The following is an 18744-nucleotide window of genomic DNA, read 5'->3' as shown; positions in this document are numbered from 1 at the left end:
TGAATCAACGACCACAGGAGGTGGACTATGCGCAGCTTGCCGATTCGGTTATCGAACAAAATTGATGATGATCTGAACGATATTGCCCGGCGTCACGGGATGGAAAAAACCGAGGTAATCAAAATGGCGTTTGCACTGATTACCCTTGCCGATAAGTACTGGATGAAACAGGATGGTACTTCTCTTGGCATTGTACGGGAGAAGGGTGAACAGCTTGAAGCGGTGGGGCGGGTCGTGGAGATCTTCCCATGAACATCGAAAGCCGTAATTTGCACGATGAGGCCAGCCAGGTTTATCTGGAGCAGGTCTTGGTCTTCGACGAAATGGAGCGGCTGCGCCTGGCGCGCCAGGTGCTGTGCGGGATATTCGCGGTTAGCGTGGGCGTATTCGCCGCCCACGCGTATTGGGACAAAAATGAAGCACTGAGGCAAGCGTTCGAACTGGTGAAGATCGGCGCCTTGCCGCTGGTCACACTGGTGGTATCCTTCTACTTTCCCAACAGTGCGGCCAGATAAGGCGCCGCGTCAATGCGACTTCATGCCCGCCGCGGTCATCAGCAGGCGGAACAGCGAGGCGACTACGAACAGCCCCAGCACGCTGGCGCTCCAGATGATCACCAGCCAACCGATGCGTTTCCACCAGGGCGCCGGCGCGGCGGTTGCCGTTTTATCTTGCATAGCGTCCTCCCTTCTCAGTGATAGCCGTGTTCATGGCTGATCTTGCCGCGGAACACGTAGTAGCTCCAGAAGGTGTAGACCAGAATGATCGGGATGATGAACAGCGCGCCTACCAGCATAAAGCCGAGGCTCTGCGGCGGGGCGGCGGCGTCCCACAGGCTGATGGCCGGCGGGATCAGGTGCGGCCAGATGCTGATGCCAAGCCCGCTCAGGCCGAGAAACACCAGCAGCAGCGTCAGCATGAACGGCGAGTAGTGCGCGCCGCGTTTCACCCCGCGTTGAATCCCCCAGGCGCTGAGCAGCACCAGCACCGGCACCGGCAGCAGCCAGAACAGGTTCGGCAGCGTAAACCAGCGGGCGGCGATTTCCGGATGCGCGATCGGCGTCCAAATACTGACCGCGGCCAGCACCAGCAACAGGATCGCCAGCAGCGGCGTCGCCAGGTGATACATGCGCGCCTGCAGGTCACCGGCGGTTTTCATCACCAGCCAGGTACAGCCGAGCAGGGCGTAGGTCACCACCAGCCCCAGCCCGCAGAACAGCGCAAACGGCGTCAGCCAGTCCAGCGCACCGCCGGCGTAGGTGCGGCCTTCGACCGGGAAGCCGTTGATCACGGCGCCTACCACCACACCCTGGCTGAAGGTGGCGAAGATTGAGCCCCAGATGAACGCCTTGTCCCAGATATGGCGTTTCTCCGGCTTCGCCTTGAAGCGAAACTCGAAGGCCACGCCGCGGAAAATCAGCCCGATCAGCATCAGCGTCAGCGGGATCGCCAGCGCGTCGAGGATCACCGAGTAGGCCAGCGGGAAGGCGCCGAACAGCGCCGCGCCGCCCAGTACCAGCCAGGTTTCATTGCCGTCCCACACCGGGGCGACGGTGTTCATCATCAGATCGCGGTCGCCGCTCTCTTTCACCCACGGAAACAGGATGCCGATGCCCAAGTCAAAACCGTCCATCACCACGTACATCATGGTGCTGAACACGATGATCACAAACCAAATCAGCGGAAGATCGATGCCCATGTTCAGCTCCTGTCGTCCAGAGTGTCGTTGACCGCGGACAGCGGACGTGCCGGGCGGCCCTCGGTATTGTCTTCTTGGTGTTCATGCGGCTGCGGCCCTTTGCGGATCAGGCGCATCATGTAGGAATACCCCACGCCGAACACCGAGCAGTAGACGATGATGAACGCCAGCAGGCTGATGCTCATGTGCAGGTCGCCGTGCGCGGAGACCGCGTCCTTGGTGCGCAGCAGGCCGTACACCACCCACGGCTGGCGGCCGATCTCGGTGGTGAACCAGCCCGCCAGCAGCGCCAGCAATCCGGAAGGGCCCATCCACAGAATGAAGTACAGGAACGGACGCGACTGATACAGCCCGCCGCGCCAGCGCAGCCACAGGCTCCACACCCCGGCCAGAATCATCAGCATGCCCAGCCCGACCATGATGCGGAACGACCAGAACACCACGGTGGAGTTGGGGCGATCTTCCGGCGGGAAGGATTTGAGCGCCGGCACCTGTTCGGTCAGGCTGTGGGTCAGGATCAGGCTGCCGAGGTACGGCACTTCCAGCTTGAAGCGGGTCTCTTCGCGCTGCATGTCCGGCCAACCGACCAGGATCAGCGGCGTGGCTTCGCCCGGCGGGTTTTCCCAGTGGCCTTCAATGGCGGCGATCTTCGCCGGCTGGTGTTTCAGCGTATTCAGGCCGTGCGCATCGCCGATCAGCGCCTGCACCGGCGCGACGATCAGCGCCATCCACATCGCCATCGACAGCATCTTGCGCATCGCCGGGGTATCGCGGCCGCGCAGCAGGTGCCAGGCGGCGGAGGCGCCGACGAAGAACGCCGAGGAGAGGAAGGCGGCGGTGGACATGTGCAGCAGGCGGTACGGGAAGGACGGGTTGAAGATCACCTTCAGCCAGTCGACCGGCACCACCTGGCCGTTGATGATTTCATGCCCCTGCGGCGTCTGCATCCAGCTGTTGGAGGCCAGGATCCAGAAGGTGGAGATCAGCGTGCCGAGCGCCACCATACAGGTGGCGAAGAAGTGCAGGCCGGGGCCGACGCGGTTCCAGCCGAACAGCATCACGCCGAGGAAACCGGCTTCGAGGAAGAAGGCGGTCAGCACTTCATAGGTCAGCAGCGGCCCGGTAATGCTGCCGGCGAACTCGGAGAAGAAGCTCCAGTTGGTGCCGAACTGATAGGCCATCACCAGCCCGGACACCACGCCCATGCCGAAGTTAACGGCGAAAATCTTTGACCAGAAATGGTAAAGCTCGCGGTAGGCTTCATTGTGCGTTTTCAACCATAACCCTTCCAGCACCGCCAGATAGCTGGCTAAACCGATGGTGATGGCGGGGAAGATGATATGGAAAGACACGGTGAAGGCGAACTGTATTCTGGCGAGTTCCAGTGCATCAAGACCCAGCATGGCGCCTCCTAGGGTTGAACATAAATTAACCTCTTGAGTATAGCTGTCATTTTTATGTGAAATACTTGGCGTTAAGTTAAGCACGGAGTACAGTGACTATAATAGTGACAGTTATTTTACTTTTTCATATAACAGTTAACAGTTAATGGTTATGACCCGATACGAGCAGCTTGCGCAGCAGATTAGAGAACAGATCCAGAACCGGGTGTGGCGGGCGGGCGACAAGCTGCCTTCGCTGCGCGAGAGCGGCAAACGCGCCGGATTGAGCCTGATGACGGTGGTGCAGTCTTACCAACTGCTGGAGAGCCAGGGGTGGATCGTCGCCCGGCCGCAGTCGGGCTACTACGTGGCGGCGCGTCCGCAGCCGCTGCCCCAGCCTTCGCGCGGCGAGAAGCTGTTGCTGAGCGAGCAGGTGGACATCAATGCCTTTATTTTCGACGTGCTGCAGGCCTGCAAGGATCCGGATATCGTGCCTTTCGGTTCGGCCTTTCCCGACGCCACGCTGTTTGCCCAGCCGAAGCTGGCGCGGGCGCTGAGCAGCGTAGCGCGCAAGTTCACGCCGCACAGTTCGCTGGCCAACCTGCCGCCGGGCAACGACGCGCTGCGGCGGCACATCGCCCAACGCTATGCGCTGAGCGGCATGCAGGTCGCGCCGGACGAAATCGTCATCACCGCCGGGGCGATGGAGTCGCTCAGCCTCAGCCTGCAGGCGGTGACCCAGCCGGGCGACTATGTGGCGATCGAATCACCGGCGTTTTACGGCGCGCTGCAGGCGCTGGAACGGCTGCGGTTAAAGGCGGTGGCGATCGCCACCCATCCGCAGGACGGCATCGATCTGGACGCGCTGCAGCAGGCGGTGGAACAGTATCCGATCAAAGCCTGCTGGCTGATGACCCACTTCCAGAACCCGCAGGGCGCCACCCTGCCGGAGGCCAACAAGCAGCGTCTGGTGGCGCTGTTGCGCGACCGACAGATTTCGCTGATTGAAGATGACGTTTACGGTGAGCTGTACTTCAGCGCGGAACGGCCGCTGCCGGCCAAGGCGCTCGACAGCGGCGGCCAGATCCTGCATTGCTCGTCGTTTTCCAAATGCCTGGCGCCGGGCTTTCGCGTCGGCTGGGTGGCGGCGGGGCGTTATGCGCAGCAGATCCAGCGTTTGCAGCTGATGAGCACCGTTTCCACCAGCGTGCCGACCCAAATGGCGCTGGCGGATTATCTGCTGCACGGCGGCTACGATACCCATCTGCGGCGGCTGCGGCGGCTGCTGGCCCAGCGCCAAAGCGCGATGCGTCAGGCGATCGCCCACCATTTCCCGCCGACGGTGAAGGTCAGCCAGCCCGACGGCGGATACTTCCTGTGGCTGGAGCTGGATCCGGCGCTGTCGTCGATGGAACTGTACCGGCAGGCCCTTTCCCGGGGGATCAGCATCGCGCCAGGGCGCATGTTTACGACCGGCGACCATTTCAACCACTGCTTCCGCCTCAACGCCTCTTTTGAATGGAACGATCGGTTTGAAGAGGCGATCAAAACCTTAGCCAAACTTATTCGGGGGCTGGCGGCGGCAGGCTGAATCGCATTTTGCACGGCGCTTCGCCCCAGAAAAATTCATAATGCTTTTTTCGGCAATGGAATGCCGGTTTCGTTGTTAGACAGCCCTCCAGCCGCCCATTACTCTGCGATAAATTTTGTCACATTTTTATCAACGGGAAGACGAGGGGCTGTGGGTGAGTGGAATAAAAAATAGGCTAAACAAACTGTTGCGCTATCGGCTGACGCCGCTGGCGCTGGTCTGCGCGCTGGGGCTGAGCGCAGGCGTGCAGGCGGAAACGCTGGCCGAAGGCATCACGCCGGCCAGCGACGCCGCTCGGGTGCCGGCCGCCGCCAAGCTGCGTAAAGACACCGTGGTGGCGGGCATCTCGGAGCCGCAGGGGATTTTCAACCCGTATCTGTTCACCAACGGCTGGGACGAGAACGTGACCGACGTGATCTTCAGCCGCCTGATCGGCCTGGACAGCCAGGGCAAGCCGGAAGGGCGATTGGCGGAGTCCTGGCAGGTCAGCCCCGATAATCTGACCTACACCATCAAGCTGCGGCCGAATCTGGTCTACAGCGACGGCTCGCCGCTGAAGGCCGACGATATCGCCTTTACCCTGACGCTGCTGCACGATCCGGCCTATGACGGCGACACCGACATCACGCCGGCGCACATCCAGGGTGGCGCCGAGTATAAAAACGGCACCGCCGCCGGCATCAGCGGCCTGAAGGTGATCGACGATCGCACCATTCAGATCGTCACCACCCAACCGGGCGCCACTACGCTGCAACTGATCGGCGGCCCGGTGCTGTCGCGGGCTTACTACGGCAAAGACTATCAGCGCGGCAAGCTCGACGGCGTGCGCGCCTTCAACGGCAAGCCGCTCGGCAACGGCCCCTATATTTACGACAAGTACGTGCCGGGGCAGGAGATCCGCTTCCACGCCAACCCGAACTTCTATCTCGGTGCGCCGCCGATGGCGCGCTTTATCTACCGCGTCACCAACCCGGCCACCAACTTCCAGCTGTTCCAGACCGGTGAGACCGACTACGACGCCTTTACCGCCAAGCCGGACGATATCGAACAGCTCAAGCTGCTCGGCTTCGCCAATATCAACCTCTACAGCTCAAGCGATTACAGCCGCATCGACTTTAATCTCAAGCGCCCGGCGCTGCAGGACAAACGGGTGCGCCAGGCGCTGATCTACGGCCTGGATCGGCAAAAACTGATCGCCGTGGTATACCAGGGTTACGGCAAGGTCGCCAACCAGCCGATCTCGCCGATCTCCTGGGCCTATGATGCGAACGGCATCAATCCCTACGCTTACGATCTCGACAAGGCCGGGAAGCTGTTGGACGAGGCCGGTTGGCGAGTGGGCGCGGACGGCATTCGGCAAAAAGACGGTAAAAAGCTGGAGCTGACGCTGCTGGTGACCAAAAAGCTGATCAATGACGCGCTGGTGCCGATCGCCAAGGACAACTACCGCCGGCTCGGCGTGGTGCTGAAACCGCAGGTATTGGACTTCAACGCGCTGCTGGCGCAGCGCAAGGCGGGCAACTATGACCTGGCGTCCCTCAGCACCAGCACGTTGAACGATCCGCACGATGGCGTGCGCGATTTCATCAGTCGCGAGAGCGAGACCGGTTATCACAATCCGCAGGTAGACGCGCTGATCGCCAGGGCCAATGCCACGCTGGATATCGCGCAGCGCAAGCCGCTTTACCATCAGCTGTATCAGGCGCTGGCGGAAGATCCACCGGTGATCCTGCTCGGCAACCGCGAGATTTTGAGCGCCAGCAGCGCGCGCGTCACCGGCTTTAAACCGGATATCTACAACGGCTTGGTCGGCAGCCTGCCGAACGTCAAACCGGCGCCGTAACGCCCTGACGCCGCCGCGCCACTCCGGGCGGCGGCGATGGAATTCGCGATGAGAAATTTTATCCTGCGCCGTCTGTTGCAGACGATCCCGATGCTGCTGTTGGCTTCCTTGCTGATTTTTTGCATCTTCGCCCTGGCGCCCGGTGACTTTATCGACGGCAACATCAACCTGACCGCGCAACGCGCCGCCGAGCTGCGGGCGCTGTACGGGTTGGATCAGCCGTTGTTCAGCCGCTACCTGCACTGGCTCGGCCGGCTGCTGCAGGGCGATCTCGGTTTTTCGCTGCAGTATCAGATCCCGGTCAGCACGCTGCTGAACCAATACATCTGGAACTCGTTCCTGCTGGCGGCGGTGGCGATGGTGCTGTATTGGGGCATCGCGCTGGCGGTGGGGGTGATCTCGGCGATGAAACCCTATTCGCTGTTCGATCATCTGATCACCGTGGCGGTGTTCGCCGCCATGTCGTTTCCGACGTTCTTCCTGTGTCTGCTGCTGATCAAATGGTTCGCCGTCGATCTGCACTGGCTACCGGCGGGCGGCATGCTGCGCACCGGAAGCGAAGCGAGCGGGCTGGCGTGGGCGCTGGAAGTGGCGGCGCACCTGCTGCTGCCGGTGCTGGCGCTGGTGATGCTGCAGGCCGGCAGCCTGACGCGCTATTTCCGCGCCAGCATGCTGGACGTGATCCGCATGGACTATATCCGCACCGCGCGCGCCAAGGGGCTCAGGGAGAAAACGGTGATCCTCAAACACGCGCTGCGCAATGCGCTGTTGCCGATCGTCACCCTGCTGGGGTTCGAGCTGCCGGGATTGTTCTCCGGCGCGCTGATCACCGAAAAAATCTTCAATTGGCCGGGCGCCGGGCATATCCATATCGATTCGCTGGCGGCGCGTGATTACCCGGTACTGATGGGATTCACGCTGTTTCTGGCAGCCTTGACCATTCTCGGCAATCTGCTGGCGGACATTCTGTACGCCTATGCCGATCCGCGCATTCGTTTGAGGTAACGCTATGTTGGCTACGTTGTTTTTCGGCCGCCGCCGCCGCTGGCGTCAGGCCCAACTGCCCGCGTTGGCGCAACTGTCGCCGCCGCCCGCCGCGCAGGCCTGGCGACGACTGCGTCGCCACCGGCCGGCGATGATCTCGCTGGCGTTGCTGGTACTGTTGGCGTTGCTGTGCCTGATTGGGCCGTCGCTGTCGCCGTGGCGCGACGACGCCGGCGATGTGCTGAATATCAATCAGGCGCCGAGCGGCGCGCACTGGTTGGGCACTGACTTTCTCGGCCGCGATATCTGCACCCGGCTGCTGCTGGCGGGGCGGATATCGCTGACCATCGGCCTGGTGTCGATGCTGCTGTCGGTGACGCTGGGCTATGTGCTGGGGGCGCTCGCCGGTTATTTGGGCGGCGTGGCGGACAGGCTGATCATGCGCTTCGCCGATCTGCTGATGACCATTCCCGGCCTGCCGCTGCTGATCATCATGGGGGCGATGCTGACCGAGCTCGACGTCTCGCCGGACTACCGCATCTACATGGTGATGATCATGCTGAGCCTGCTGGGCTGGCCGTCGCTGGCGCGGCTGGTGCGCGGCCAGATCCTGTCGCTGCGCGAGCGGGATTTCATGCTGGCCACCGAGGTGCTGGGGCTCTCCACCCGGCGGCGTCTGTTCGGCCATCTGCTGCCCAACACCGTGCCGATTTTGGTGGTGGTGGCCACCATGGCGGTGGCTAACGCCATTCTCAGCGAATCGGCGTTGAGCTACCTCGGGCTGGGCGTGGTGCCGCCGACGCCATCGTGGGGCAACATGATGGATGCCGCCAACAGCCTGATCGACTTTCAGCGCCGCCCCTGGCTGTGGATGCCGCCGGGGCTGGCGATCTTCGTCACCGTGGTGGCGATCAATATCTTGGGCGACGGTCTGCGGGACGCGCTCGATCCGAAAATGAACGGGGTAACACGATGAGCCAACCGCTGGTGGCGTTCGATCGACTGTCGGTGTCGTTTCAGGGAGAGCAAGGGCCGGTGCGGGCGGTGCAGCAGGTCAGCCTTGAGCTGCAGGCCGGGCAAACGCTGGGGATCGTCGGCGAGTCGGGCTGCGGCAAAAGCGTGACCGCCATGGCGCTGATGGGGCTGCTGCCGCAGCCGTTGGCGCAGGTAGACGGCGGTGAAATTCGCTTTGAAGGGCAGAACCTGCTGTCGCTACGGGCATCAAAGATGGCCGATCTGCGCGGCAACCGGCTGGCGATGATCTTTCAGGAGCCAATGAGCGCGCTCAATCCGGTGTTGACCCTCGGCGAACAGCTGGTGGAGCCGCTGATTCGCCACCTGGCCCTGTCGCCGAAAGCGGCCTGGGGTCAGGCGATTCAACTCTTGACGGAAGTGGGGTTGGCGCGCGCGGAGGCGCTGATGCGCTGCTACCCGCATCAACTGTCCGGTGGCATGCTGCAGCGCGTGATGATCGCCATGGCGATCGGATGCCGCCCGGCGCTGCTGATCGCCGATGAGCCGACCACGGCGCTCGACGTCACGGTACAGGCGCAGATCCTGGCGTTGCTGCGCGAGCAGAGCCGGCGACACAACATGGCGATGATCTTGATCACCCACGATCTCGGGGTGATCGCCCAGATGACGGACCGGCTGGCGGTGATGTACGCCGGGCGCGTCGTCGAGCAGGGCACGACCCGGGAAGTGTTGGCCGAGCCGCGGCATCCTTATACTCAGGGGCTGATCGCCTCGCGGCCGGTGCCGGGCCAGCGGCTCCGCCGTCTGTATTCCATTCCCGGCCAGGTGCCGGATCTGGCGCGCTTGCCTGAACACTGTGCGTTTGCCGAGCGCTGTGCGCAGGCCTCCGCTCGCTGCCGCGATGGCATTCCGCCGCTGTACGGCACACCGCAGCGCCAGTCCGCCTGTTTCCTCAACGCGGGAGGGCGCCCGCATGTCGATTGAACCTCTGGTGGAAGTGAAAGGATTAAAGAAATATTTCCCGCTGCGCGACGGGCTGTTCGGGCGAACCACCGGCCAGCTGAAGGCGGTGGACGACGTCAGCTTCAGCATTCGCAAGGGCCGCATTTTCGGGCTGGTGGGCGAGTCCGGCAGCGGCAAAACCACCGTTGGCCGCACGCTGCTCGGCCTGCACGACAAAACCGCCGGCGAGGTGATGTTCAAAGGGCAGGCGTTGGATAGCCTGAGCAAAGAGGCGTTGCGCGCCCTGCGGCCGAAAATGCAGCTGGTGTTTCAGGATCCGTACAGCTCGCTGAATCCGCGCCTGCGCGTGGGCGACGCCATCGGCGAAGCGCTGTTGCAGCACGGCCTGGCGAGCAAGGCGGAACTGCGCGAGCGAGTGCTCGATACCCTGTCGATCTGCGGGCTGTCTCCACAGCATTACGGGCGGTTTCCGCATGAGTTTTCCGGCGGCCAGCGCCAGCGCATCGGCATCGCGCGCGCGCTGATCCTGCAGCCGGAGTTTATCGTCGCCGACGAACCGATATCGGCGCTCGACGTGTCGATTCAGGCGCAGATCATCAATCTGTTTTCCGATTTGCAGGAACGGCAGGGGGTGACGCTGCTGTTTATTTCGCACGATCTCGGCGTGGTAGAGCACCTGTGTCAGGACGTGGCGGTGATGTACCTGGGGCAGATCGTCGAGAGTGCCGACCGCGATGCGTTATTTCGCCGGCCGCTGCATCCCTACACGCAGGCCTTGCTGGCGGCGGTGCCGACGCTGGATGTGCATCGCTCGCTGCCGCGGGCAGCAAGCGGCGAGCCGCCCAATCCCGCCAACCCGCCGCACGGCTGCCGTTTTCATCCGCGCTGCCCGCAGGCCACGGCGCAGTGCCGTGAACAGGCGCCGCGCCTGCGCAGCGTGGCGCCCGGTCATCAGGTGGCGTGCCATGTGGTCGGCTAGCGTCAGGACAGGTAGTGCTTCAACGCGCGCCCGGCCTGATGGATCGCCGAATGCACCGCCGGGACGTGGGCGAGCGGATTCAACAGGCCGTAGTCGTGGATCAGCCCGTTATAGCGGGTGGAGGTGACCTCGACGCCGGCGGCATCGAGCAGACGCGCGTAGGCTTCGCCCTCATCGCGCAGCACGTCCAGCTCGGCGGTTTGCACCAGCGCCGGCGGCAAACCCCGCAGCTGTTCCGGCGTGGCGTTGAGTGGTGAGGCGTAGATGTCTTTGCGCTGCGCCTTATCGGGCGCGTAACTGTCCCAAAACCACTTCATCATGTTGCGAGTCAGGAAATGGCCTTCGGCGAACTGATGATAGGAGTCGGTATCAAACTGGGCGCGGGTGACGGGCCACAGCAGGATCTGGCAACGCAGCGCCGGTATGCCTTTCTCTTTGGCCATCAGGCTGACCACCGCCGCCATATTGCCGCCGGCGCTGTTGCCGACCACCGCCAGCCGCGAACCATCGACGTTGATCTTCTCGCCGTACTCGGCCACCCATTCGGTGGCGGCGTAAGCCAGGTTGATCGCCTCAGGGTAGCGCACCTCCGGTGAACGGGGATAGTTGACGAACACCGCCGCCGCGCCTGAGCTGTGCACCAGATCGCGCACCAGCCGTTCATGGGTGGGGAAATCGCCCAGCACCCAGCCACCACCGTGAAAGAACATGAATACCGGCAACGCCTCTTTGACCCTGGCCGGCCGCACCAGCTGCAACAGAATATCCTGACCTTCTACGTGAATGGTTTTCTCGCTGATCTCGACCTCGCGCAGCGGCACCTCGACGCTGCGCTGCGCGTCCTCCAAGACCCTGCGCGCCTCTTTGGGCTTCATCTGTTCCATGGGTTTACCGCCGCCGGCATTCAGCGCGTCGAGAAACGCGCGGATGTCGTGCTGGGCGTGCGGCTGGCTGAGATCGACGGTTTTCTTGGGCATGGTGACTCCTTGTGCGCAGAAGAGAAGGGGCGGTCAGGATCACAGTGTAGACGCTGGCGCACAAAGCAGGAGCCACGGTCAGCGCGGCCCTGTTTCGGGAGCATGGCGGGGGAGATCTCTGCGTCGCTGCCGCGTTGCACAATTTTGGCGCACCGCTGCACCCGATGGGGGCAAAAAGCGTGATAGCGAGCAAAGGGGGGGAAATTATTTTTGCGAGCCCGATCAGAAATCCTGAAGTTTTTCGTAATTGAATAGGATTTCGCGCGCAATGATGATTTTAGGCCTTATTTTTTAATTTATGCATTACCAATGCATAGTAAATGAATAAATATTCATTATAAGCCGTTGTTTTAACGTAAAAAATAGCAAAATACGGCAAAAATCCCGTTTTGGCACGATAGCTGCTCTACACTCTTTATCAAACGACATGTATTTTAACTGCTCGTTAACATTTACTCCCCGCTCAGGGACCGGATATACGCCATAAATAGTGAAAAACCGATTTTATGTAACAGATTTGTTTCTAAATCAGCGGTAAGGGACAGCATTTTCTCCGCCGGGAAAGTCGGTTTTGAACAACGGTTTTTTTGCATTGTGGCGGCCTAGCCGGGCTTGAGCGGTCCTTACAGTCAAAATTCAGCCTTTGCTGAGATTATGAGGTCACTATGGAACAGCCAATCGCAGTTACCCGCCAGTCTTTCGATGACTGGATGGTCCCGGTTTATGCCCCTGCCGATTTTATTCTGGTGCGGGGAGAAGGATCGCAGGTGTGGGATCAGCAGGGTAAGTCTTACATCGATTTCGCCGGCGGCATTGCGGTTAACGCGTTGGGGCATGCGCACCCGGCGGTCAAGGCGGCGCTGGTGGAGCAGGCGGGCAAACTGTGGCATCTGGGCAATGGCTATACCAACGAACCGGTGCTGCGCCTGGCCAAAAAGCTGATCGACGCCACCTTCGCCGACAAGGTGTTCTTCTGTAACTCGGGCGCCGAAGCCAACGAAGCGGCGCTGAAACTGGCGCGCAAGCATGCGCACGACCAGCACGGCGCCGGTAAAGATCAGATTGTGGCGTTCAACAACGCGTTCCACGGCCGCACGCTGTTTACGGTGTCCGCCGGTGGCCAGCCAAAATATTCGCAGGACTTTGCACCGCTGCCAGGCGGCATCACCCATACGCCGTATAACGATCTGGCCGTGGCGGCCGAGCTTATCAACGATCGCACCTGTGCGGTGATCGTCGAGCCTATCCAGGGCGAAGGCGGCGTGCTACCGGCGGAAGCCAGTTTCCTGCAGGGGCTGCGTGAACTGTGCGATCGCCATAATGCGCTGCTGATCTTCGACGAAGTGCAGACCGGCGTCGGCCGCACCGGCCACCTGTATGCCTACATGCAGTACGGCGTGGTGCCTGATGTGCTGACCACGGCCAAAGCGCTGGGCGGCGGCTTCCCGATCGGCGCCATGCTGACCACCGATGCGCTGGCGAAAACGCTGGGCGTCGGCACCCACGGCACGACCTACGGCGGCAACCCGCTGGCGACGGCGGTGGCGGGGGCGGTGTTCTCCATCATCAACACCCCGGAAGTGCTGGAAGGCGTCAAACAGCGTCACCAGTGGTTTATCGACGGGTTGAACGACATCAACCGCCAGTATCCGATTTTCGCCGAGATTCGCGGCGGCGGTTTGCTGATCGGCTGCCAATTGACGAAAGACTATGCCGGCAAAGCGAAGCAGATCACCCAGCTGGCCAATGAAGAAGGCGTTATCGCGCTGATCGCCGGCCCGGACGTGGTGCGTTTCACGCCGTCGCTGATCATCCCTGAGCAGGATGTGAAAGAGGGGCTGGCGCGATTCGCGCGCGCCGTGGCGCGCATTTGCAGCTAATCAGCGGGCTGCGCCTTCACCGGCGCAGCCTGATTCAGAAGAGGTTCGCATTATGATGATTATTCGCCCTATAGAGCGTCGCGATCTGGCGGATTTACTGACGCTTGCCGGTAAATCCGGCATTGGTCTCACTTCACTGCCGCAAAATGAAGATACCCTGTCGGCACGCATTGAGCGGGCGTTAAAAACCTGGCAAGGCGAACTTCCGCAAAGTGACCAGTGTTATTTGTTCGTGTTGGAGGACAGCGAGCGCCGGCAGGCGGTGGGTGTCTGTGCGATCGAAGTGGCCGTCGGCCTGGCGGAACCCTGGTACAGCTTCCGCGTCGGCACGCAGGTGCACGCTTCCAAACAGCTGAACGTCTATAAATCGGTGCCGACGCTGTTCCTCAGCAACGACCATACCGGCCATTCGGAGCTGTGCACGCTGTTCCTCGATCCGGATTATCGTCACGGCGAGAACGGCAAGCTGCTGTCGAAGGTGCGTTTCCTGTTTATTGCCGCGTTCCGCGAGCGTTTCTCACGGCGCCTGATCGCCGAGATGCGCGGTTTCTCCGATGAAAACGGCCGTTCGCCGTTCTGGGAGAGCGTCGGCCACCATTTCTTCTCCATCGAGTTCGCCAAGGCGGACTACCTGAGCGGCACCGGGCAGAAGGCGTTTATCGCCGAGCTGATGCCGAAACACCCGTTATATGTCGATTTCCTGGCCGAAGATGCGCAGAAGGTGATCGGCGAGGTGCACCCGCAAACCCTGCCGGCGCGCCGCTTGCTGGAGGCGGAAGGCCTGAGCTATCAGGGCTACGTCGATATCTTCGACGGTGGCCCGACGCTGGAAGCCGAGATCGATCACATCCGCGCGGTGAAGCAGAGCCGCCTGGTGAAAGTGGTGCTGGATGACACGCCGATGCGCGCCGATGCGCCGGTGCATCTGGTGGCCAACGACAACTATCAGAACTACCGCGCACTGTTGGTCAATGCCGATCTGTATGACGACCGCCTGCATATCAACGCCGCCACCGCCGCGGCGCTGGGCGTCGAGCAGGGCAGCCCGGTGCGGGTGCTCCCCCTTATTGCACAGGAGAAAGCATGATGTCCCATCCAGCACTGTTGATTAACGGCGTCTGGCGGCAGGGCCGCGGCGCCGAGTTCGGCAAAGCCGATCCGGTCGGCAACCAGCCGCTTTGGCGAGCCAACGCCGCCGATGCCGGTGACGTTGCCGCCGCCTGCGAAGCCGCGCGTGCCGCGTTCCCGGCCTGGGCACGTACGCCGTTCGAGCAGCGTGAACAGCTGGTAAAACGCTTCGCCGCCTTGCTGGAAGAACACAAGCAGTCGCTGGCGGAAACCATTAGCCGCGAGACCGGCAAACCGCGCTGGGAAACGCTGACCGAAATTCAGGCGATGATCGGCAAGGTGGGCATTTCGCTGCAGGCCTATCAGACGCGCACCGGCTTTAGCCAGACGGCGATGGCCGATGGCGCTTCGGTGCTGCGCCATCGTCCGCACGGCGTGCTGGCGGTGTTCGGGCCTTACAACTTCCCCGGCCATCTGCCGAACGGCCATATCGTGCCGGCGCTGTTGGCCGGTAACTGCGTGGTATTCAAACCGAGCGAGCTGACGCCCCTGACCGCCGAGGAGACCCTCAAGCTGTGGCTGCAGGCCGGTCTACCGGACGGGGTGATCAACTTGGTGCAAGGCGGCCGCGAGACCGGCGAAGCGCTGGCGGCCAGCGCGGATATCGACGGCCTGCTGTTCACCGGCAGCGCCGGCACCGGCTATCACCTGCATCGCCAACTGGCGGGGCAGCCGGAGAAGATCCTGGCGCTGGAGATGGGCGGCAACAACGCGCTGATCGTCGACGGTTTCGACGATCGCGATGCGGCGGTCAACCTGGCTATCCAATCGGCGTTTATCTCCGCCGGCCAACGCTGCACCTGTTCACGCCGTATTCTGGTGAAGCAGGGGGCCGAAGGCGATGCCTTTATCGCGCGTCTGGTCCAGGTGGCGGGCGAACTGCGGGTCGGCCGCTGGGATGCCGAACCGCAGCCGTTCATGGGCGGGGTGGTGTCGGCAGCCGCAGCGGAAAACATGCTGAAAGCGCAGCAGCACTTGCTGGCGCTAGGCGGCAAATCGCTGCTGACCATGCGCCTGCTGGAGCCGGGCAGCTCGCTGCTCAGCCCGGGCATCGTCGATCTGACCGGCGTGGCCGGCGTACCGGACGAAGAGTATTTCGGGCCGTTGACCACCATCGTGCGTTACCGCGATTTCGACGAGGCGCTGCAGCTGGCCAACCGGACGCGCTACGGCCTGTCGGTGGGGCTGGTATCGCCGCAGCGCGAGCTGTTCGAGCGATTGCTGCTGGAAGCGCGCGCCGGCATCGTCAACTGGAACAAGCCGCTGACCGGGGCGTCCAGCGCGGCGCCGTTCGGTGGCGTGGGGGCCTCCGGCAACCATCGCCCAAGCGCCTTCTATGCGGCGGACTATTGCGCCTGGCCGATGGCTTCGCTGGAAAGTGAAAGCCTGTCGCTGCCGACGACGCTCTCGCCGGGCTTGGCGTTCCGTTAATCGTCTGCGGCGGCGCGCCGGCGTCGCCGCACGCTATCCCCAGGGGATGAACATGTCAGGATATGAAGTCAATTTCGACGGTTTGGTGGGGCCGACGCACCACTATGCCGGGTTGTCGTTCGGCAACGAGGCGTCGACGCAGCATCAAAACAGCGTATCGAACCCGAAGCTGGCGGCGAAACAAGGCTTGCTGAAAATGAAGGCGTTGGCCGATCTCGGTTTCCAGCAAGGGGTACTGCCGCCGCAGGAACGCCCGCATTTGCCGATGCTGCGTCGCCTGGGCTTCAGCGGCAGCGATGAAGCGGTGCTGGCGCAGGCGATGCGTCAGTCGCCGCGCCTGCTGTCGGCGCTCAGTTCGGCATCGTGTATGTGGACCGCCAATGCGGCCACCGTGTCGCCCTCGGCGGACAGCGCCGACGGCAAGGTGCATTTCACCGCCGCCAACCTGAATAACAAATTCCATCGCGCCATCGAAGCGGAAACCACCACCGCCGTATTGCGGGCGATGTTCAGCGACGATCGGCATTTCGCCCACCATGAAGCGCTGCCGCAGGTGGCGTTGTTCGGTGACGAAGGGGCGGCCAACCACAACCGTTTGGGCGGCGACTATGCCAAACGCAGCGTGCAGGTGTTCGTCTACGGTCGGCAGGAGTTCGGCGGCGAAACGGCGCCGGCGCGTTATCCGGCGCGCCAGACGCGCGAAGCCGGCGAGGCGATCGCTCGCCTGCACCAGCTGGACGAACAGCATACGGTCTTCGTGCAGCAAAACCCGGCGGTGATCGATCAGGGCGTGTTCCATAACGACGTGATTGCGGTCAGCAACCAGAACGTGCTGTTCCACCACCAGCAGGCGTTTTACCGCCAGCAGCAGGCGCTGGATGAAGTGCGCCGCAAGATGGCGACGCTGGACAGCGAGCTGGTGGCGATCGAAGTGCCGACGGAGCGCGTCTCGGTGGCGGACGCGGTGGCGACCTACCTGTTCAACAGCCAAATTCTTACCAAGCCGAACGGCAAGATGATGATCGTCGTGCCGGAGGAGTCGCGTCAGCACGCCGGCGTGTGGCGTTATCTCAACGACATGGTCGGCAGCGGCGGCCCGATCGAGGAAATTCGCGTGTTCGACCTGCGTGAAAGCATGCGCAACGGCGGCGGCCCGGCCTGCCTGCGGCTGCGGGTAGCGCTTAACGAGCAGGAGCTGCGGGCGGTTAACCCGCGCGTGATGATGAACGAGCGGCTGTTCGCGACGCTGAACGAATGGGTCGACCGCCATTATCGCGATCGCCTGACGCAGGATGATCTGGCCGATCCGCTGCTGCTGCGCGAAGGGCGCGAGGCGCTGGATTCGCTGACGTCGATCCTCGGTCTCGGCTCCATCTATCCATTCCAACGCTAAGGGAGGCGGCATGATCGATCTACTGCCCCTGACGCTGGAAGGGAACGAACCCGTCGAATGGCAAGGTGAAACCCCGCAGCTGCGCTGGCGCTGGCAGGGGGAAGGGGTGCTGGAGCTCACGCCGCGGCAACCCTACCGCCAGGCGATGGTGATGTCGGCGGGGGTGCACGGCAACGAAACTGCGCCGATCGAACTGCTCAATCAGCTGGTCGGCGACCTGCTGGCCGGCCGGTTGCCGCTGAGGGTGCGGCTGTTGGTGGTGTTGGGTAACCCGGCTGCGATGCGGGCCGGCAAGCGTTATCTGCACAGCGATATGAACCGCATGTTCGGCGGCCGCTACCGCAACTTCGCCGCCAGCGGCGAAACCGTGCGTGCGCAGCAGCTGGAGCGTGCGCTCGCCGCCTTTTTCGATGGGGAACAGGCGGCGCGTTTCCATTACGATTTGCACACCGCCATCCGTGAATCGCGTTTGCCGCGCTTTGGCATTCTGCCTTTCCAGAAACGCCCGTACAGCGAGCCGATGTTGAAGCTGCTGGATGCGGCCGATCTGGATGCGCTGGTGGTACACAGCGCGCCGGGCGGCACTTTTAGCCATTATTCCAGCGAACATCTCAATGCGGCGAGCTGTACGCTCGAGTTGGGCAAGGCGCGGCCGTTCGGCAGCAACGATCTGCAGCAGTTCGCCGCCATCGATCTCGCTCTGCGGGCGGCGGTCAGTGAAGGGCCCCTGCCGGCGCGTGCGGCCGATGAGATTCGGGTTTTCCGCGTGATGCACTCGTTGATCAAGCACAGCGAAGATTTCAAGCTGCACCTGGGCGATGACACGGCCAACTTCACCGAACTGAAACCGGGCATGTTGCTGTGCGAGCAGCCGCAGGAGGACTATCGCGTGGGCCAGGAGGGCGCGTGGATACTGTTCCCTAACCCCAATGTGGCGTTGGGCCTGCGCGCCGGTATGTTGTTGAACGAAGTGCCCCGCTCTACGCTGTATTGATTTATCCACGGCGGCGCCGTCAGCGTGCCGCCGTTATTCCCTTCATTATTTTATTCTGCTATTTCCCGCTATTTTAATTGGCGTAAGGCGAATTTTATTCGTTCCGAAGAGATTCCCTTATGTGAATGAATAAAAGGCGGTGTCAGATGATTAGCTGAAAGTCTTAATTGCCTGGTGAATTTGTTAAGATAAAAATGTGAAATAAGTAACGTTTTTAATAACCATGCTAATTTTGTTGTTACTTTGGGATCGTGCAGAAAGCACACAAAACGAAACCAAAATGCACTACATTGGTGCATTGCACCATTTTGGTTATAACTTATGTGATAAAATATTCTTATATTCAATGAGTTGTGAAATTTCTTTTTTGTAATATTTAGTTACAAATAAACATGCTTTCTCCTCGTTGTTTCATGAACTTTTTGATTTTAAGTTTTGATTCATGATGCTAATGTCACATCACCCCCGCATTAGGGGAGCTCATAAAATACCAAAAGATAAAATCACAGCCCAAAATATAAATTG

The 18744-nt window shown here is 61.7% G+C and carries 17 protein-coding genes; 13 read left to right on the top strand and 4 right to left on the bottom strand.

Translation table 11 applies throughout. From position 1 onward, the window contains the following. Positions 1-27 precede the first annotated feature (27 nt). Together V8N38_RS14550 and V8N38_RS14545 are read left to right on the top strand one after the other, a co-directional pair. Positions 28-252, top strand: coding sequence for a hypothetical protein (locus tag V8N38_RS14550; protein ID WP_025303190.1), 225 nt, complete (start codon positions 28-30; stop codon positions 250-252). After that, entirely contained in the window at positions 249-515 is a 267-nt protein-coding gene (locus tag V8N38_RS14545; RefSeq protein WP_147839850.1) for a hypothetical protein, read from the top strand. Before V8N38_RS14550 ends, V8N38_RS14545 begins: the two co-directional genes overlap by 4 nt. A gap of 9 nt (positions 516-524) precedes the next feature. Here V8N38_RS14545 and V8N38_RS14540 read toward each other — a convergent pair whose 3' ends face one another. The 3 genes from V8N38_RS14540 to V8N38_RS14530 are packed head-to-tail and all read right to left on the bottom strand — an operon-like array spanning position 525 to position 3102. Beyond that, positions 525-677: a DUF2474 domain-containing protein gene (locus tag V8N38_RS14540; RefSeq protein WP_071605360.1), complete on the bottom strand. Its 153-nt coding sequence runs from the start codon at positions 675-677 to the stop codon at positions 525-527. Positions 678-691: 14 nt separating this feature from the next. Then, on the bottom strand, positions 692-1699 hold the full coding sequence (gene cydB, locus V8N38_RS14535; protein WP_049202081.1) for a cytochrome d ubiquinol oxidase subunit II: 1008 nt from the start codon (positions 1697-1699) through the stop codon (positions 692-694). Positions 1700-1701: 2 nt separating this feature from the next. After that, complete coding sequence (locus V8N38_RS14530; protein WP_004934615.1) at positions 1702-3102, bottom strand: cytochrome ubiquinol oxidase subunit I; 1401 nt, start codon at positions 3100-3102, stop codon at positions 1702-1704. Between the two features lie 151 nt (positions 3103-3253). Between V8N38_RS14530 and V8N38_RS14525 the strand changes: the two genes are divergently transcribed. The 6 genes from V8N38_RS14525 to V8N38_RS14500 all read left to right on the top strand — a co-directional run bounded on the left by V8N38_RS14525 (position 3254) and on the right by V8N38_RS14500 (position 10416). Continuing rightward, a complete protein-coding gene (locus V8N38_RS14525; RefSeq protein WP_060424120.1) occupies positions 3254-4672 on the top strand; it encodes a PLP-dependent aminotransferase family protein in 1419 nt (472 codons plus the stop codon). 187 nt (positions 4673-4859) lie between these two features. Further along, positions 4860-6515, top strand: coding sequence for an ABC transporter substrate-binding protein (locus tag V8N38_RS14520; RefSeq protein ID WP_070914691.1), 1656 nt, complete (start codon positions 4860-4862; stop codon positions 6513-6515). 48 nt (positions 6516-6563) lie between these two features. Beyond that, a complete protein-coding gene (locus V8N38_RS14515) occupies positions 6564-7520 on the top strand; it encodes an ABC transporter permease (RefSeq protein WP_048234726.1) in 957 nt (318 codons plus the stop codon). A 4-nt stretch (positions 7521-7524) separates the two neighbouring features. After that, positions 7525-8475 (top strand): oligopeptide ABC transporter permease, encoded by a 951-nt coding sequence (opp4C, locus tag V8N38_RS14510; protein ID WP_060424016.1) that lies wholly within the window; start codon positions 7525-7527, stop codon positions 8473-8475. Beyond that, entirely contained in the window at positions 8472-9458 is a 987-nt protein-coding gene (locus V8N38_RS14505) for an ABC transporter ATP-binding protein (RefSeq protein WP_060424013.1), read from the top strand. Before opp4C ends, V8N38_RS14505 begins: the two co-directional genes overlap by 4 nt. Beyond that, a complete protein-coding gene (locus V8N38_RS14500; protein ID WP_060424011.1) occupies positions 9448-10416 on the top strand; it encodes an ABC transporter ATP-binding protein in 969 nt (322 codons plus the stop codon). Before V8N38_RS14505 ends, V8N38_RS14500 begins: the two co-directional genes overlap by 11 nt. A gap of 2 nt (positions 10417-10418) precedes the next feature. On the opposite strand, the gene V8N38_RS14495 is transcribed toward V8N38_RS14500, so the two are convergent. Further along, on the bottom strand, positions 10419-11393 hold the full coding sequence (locus tag V8N38_RS14495) for an alpha/beta hydrolase (RefSeq protein WP_084827680.1): 975 nt from the start codon (positions 11391-11393) through the stop codon (positions 10419-10421). Positions 11394-12058: 665 nt separating this feature from the next. Between V8N38_RS14495 and V8N38_RS14490 the strand changes: the two genes are divergently transcribed. Genes V8N38_RS14490 through astE form a run of 5 tightly spaced genes read left to right on the top strand, consistent with a single transcriptional unit; the run spans position 12059 to position 18219 of the window. Beyond that, positions 12059-13273 carry an aspartate aminotransferase family protein gene (locus V8N38_RS14490; RefSeq protein WP_060424005.1) on the top strand — a complete coding sequence of 405 codons (1215 nt, stop codon included), beginning with the start codon at positions 12059-12061 and terminating at the stop codon, positions 13271-13273. A gap of 52 nt (positions 13274-13325) precedes the next feature. Then, on the top strand, positions 13326-14360 hold the full coding sequence (gene astA / locus V8N38_RS14485) for an arginine N-succinyltransferase (RefSeq protein WP_038877029.1): 1035 nt from the start codon (positions 13326-13328) through the stop codon (positions 14358-14360). Beyond that, positions 14360-15832, top strand: a complete 1473-nt coding sequence (gene astD, locus V8N38_RS14480; protein WP_060424118.1) for a succinylglutamate-semialdehyde dehydrogenase — start codon at positions 14360-14362, stop codon at positions 15830-15832. The genes astA and astD overlap by 1 nt, the downstream gene beginning before the upstream one ends. 52 nt (positions 15833-15884) lie before the next feature. Further along, positions 15885-17225, top strand: coding sequence for an N-succinylarginine dihydrolase (gene astB, locus V8N38_RS14475; RefSeq protein WP_070914722.1), 1341 nt, complete (start codon positions 15885-15887; stop codon positions 17223-17225). A 10-nt stretch (positions 17226-17235) separates the two neighbouring features. Continuing rightward, positions 17236-18219, top strand: coding sequence for a succinylglutamate desuccinylase (astE, locus tag V8N38_RS14470; RefSeq protein WP_087763053.1), 984 nt, complete (start codon positions 17236-17238; stop codon positions 18217-18219). Positions 18220-18744: the final 525 nt, after the last annotated feature.

The sequence above is a fragment of the Serratia nevei genome (genome assembly GCF_037948395.1).
Lineage (GTDB): Bacteria > Pseudomonadota > Gammaproteobacteria > Enterobacterales > Enterobacteriaceae > Serratia > Serratia nevei.
This window is presented reverse-complemented; position numbering and strand designations above follow the sequence as displayed.

Excerpts from the sequence above, each read along its gene's own strand:
- V8N38_RS14525 (WP_060424120.1), top strand. The coding sequence starts at position 3,254 with ATGACCCGATACGAGCAGCTTGCGCAGCAGATTAGAGAACAGATCCAG.
- opp4C (WP_060424016.1), top strand. The coding sequence starts at position 7,525 with ATGTTGGCTACGTTGTTTTTCGGCCGCCGCCGCCGCTGGCGTCAGGCC.
- astB (WP_070914722.1), top strand. The coding sequence starts at position 15,885 with ATGTCAGGATATGAAGTCAATTTCGACGGTTTGGTGGGGCCGACGCAC.
- V8N38_RS14540 (WP_071605360.1), bottom strand. The coding sequence starts at position 677 with ATGCAAGATAAAACGGCAACCGCCGCGCCGGCGCCCTGGTGGAAACGC.
- V8N38_RS14490 (WP_060424005.1), top strand. The coding sequence starts at position 12,059 with ATGGAACAGCCAATCGCAGTTACCCGCCAGTCTTTCGATGACTGGATG.
- V8N38_RS14545 (WP_147839850.1), top strand. The coding sequence starts at position 249 with ATGAACATCGAAAGCCGTAATTTGCACGATGAGGCCAGCCAGGTTTAT.
- V8N38_RS14505 (WP_060424013.1), top strand. The coding sequence starts at position 8,472 with ATGAGCCAACCGCTGGTGGCGTTCGATCGACTGTCGGTGTCGTTTCAG.
- cydB (WP_049202081.1), bottom strand. The coding sequence starts at position 1,699 with ATGGGCATCGATCTTCCGCTGATTTGGTTTGTGATCATCGTGTTCAGC.
- astE (WP_087763053.1), top strand. The coding sequence starts at position 17,236 with ATGATCGATCTACTGCCCCTGACGCTGGAAGGGAACGAACCCGTCGAA.
- astD (WP_060424118.1), top strand. The coding sequence starts at position 14,360 with ATGTCCCATCCAGCACTGTTGATTAACGGCGTCTGGCGGCAGGGCCGC.
- V8N38_RS14515 (WP_048234726.1), top strand. The coding sequence starts at position 6,564 with ATGAGAAATTTTATCCTGCGCCGTCTGTTGCAGACGATCCCGATGCTG.
- V8N38_RS14550 (WP_025303190.1), top strand. The coding sequence starts at position 28 with ATGCGCAGCTTGCCGATTCGGTTATCGAACAAAATTGATGATGATCTG.
- V8N38_RS14500 (WP_060424011.1), top strand. The coding sequence starts at position 9,448 with ATGTCGATTGAACCTCTGGTGGAAGTGAAAGGATTAAAGAAATATTTC.
- V8N38_RS14530 (WP_004934615.1), bottom strand. The coding sequence starts at position 3,102 with ATGCTGGGTCTTGATGCACTGGAACTCGCCAGAATACAGTTCGCCTTC.
- astA (WP_038877029.1), top strand. The coding sequence starts at position 13,326 with ATGATGATTATTCGCCCTATAGAGCGTCGCGATCTGGCGGATTTACTG.
- V8N38_RS14495 (WP_084827680.1), bottom strand. The coding sequence starts at position 11,393 with ATGCCCAAGAAAACCGTCGATCTCAGCCAGCCGCACGCCCAGCACGAC.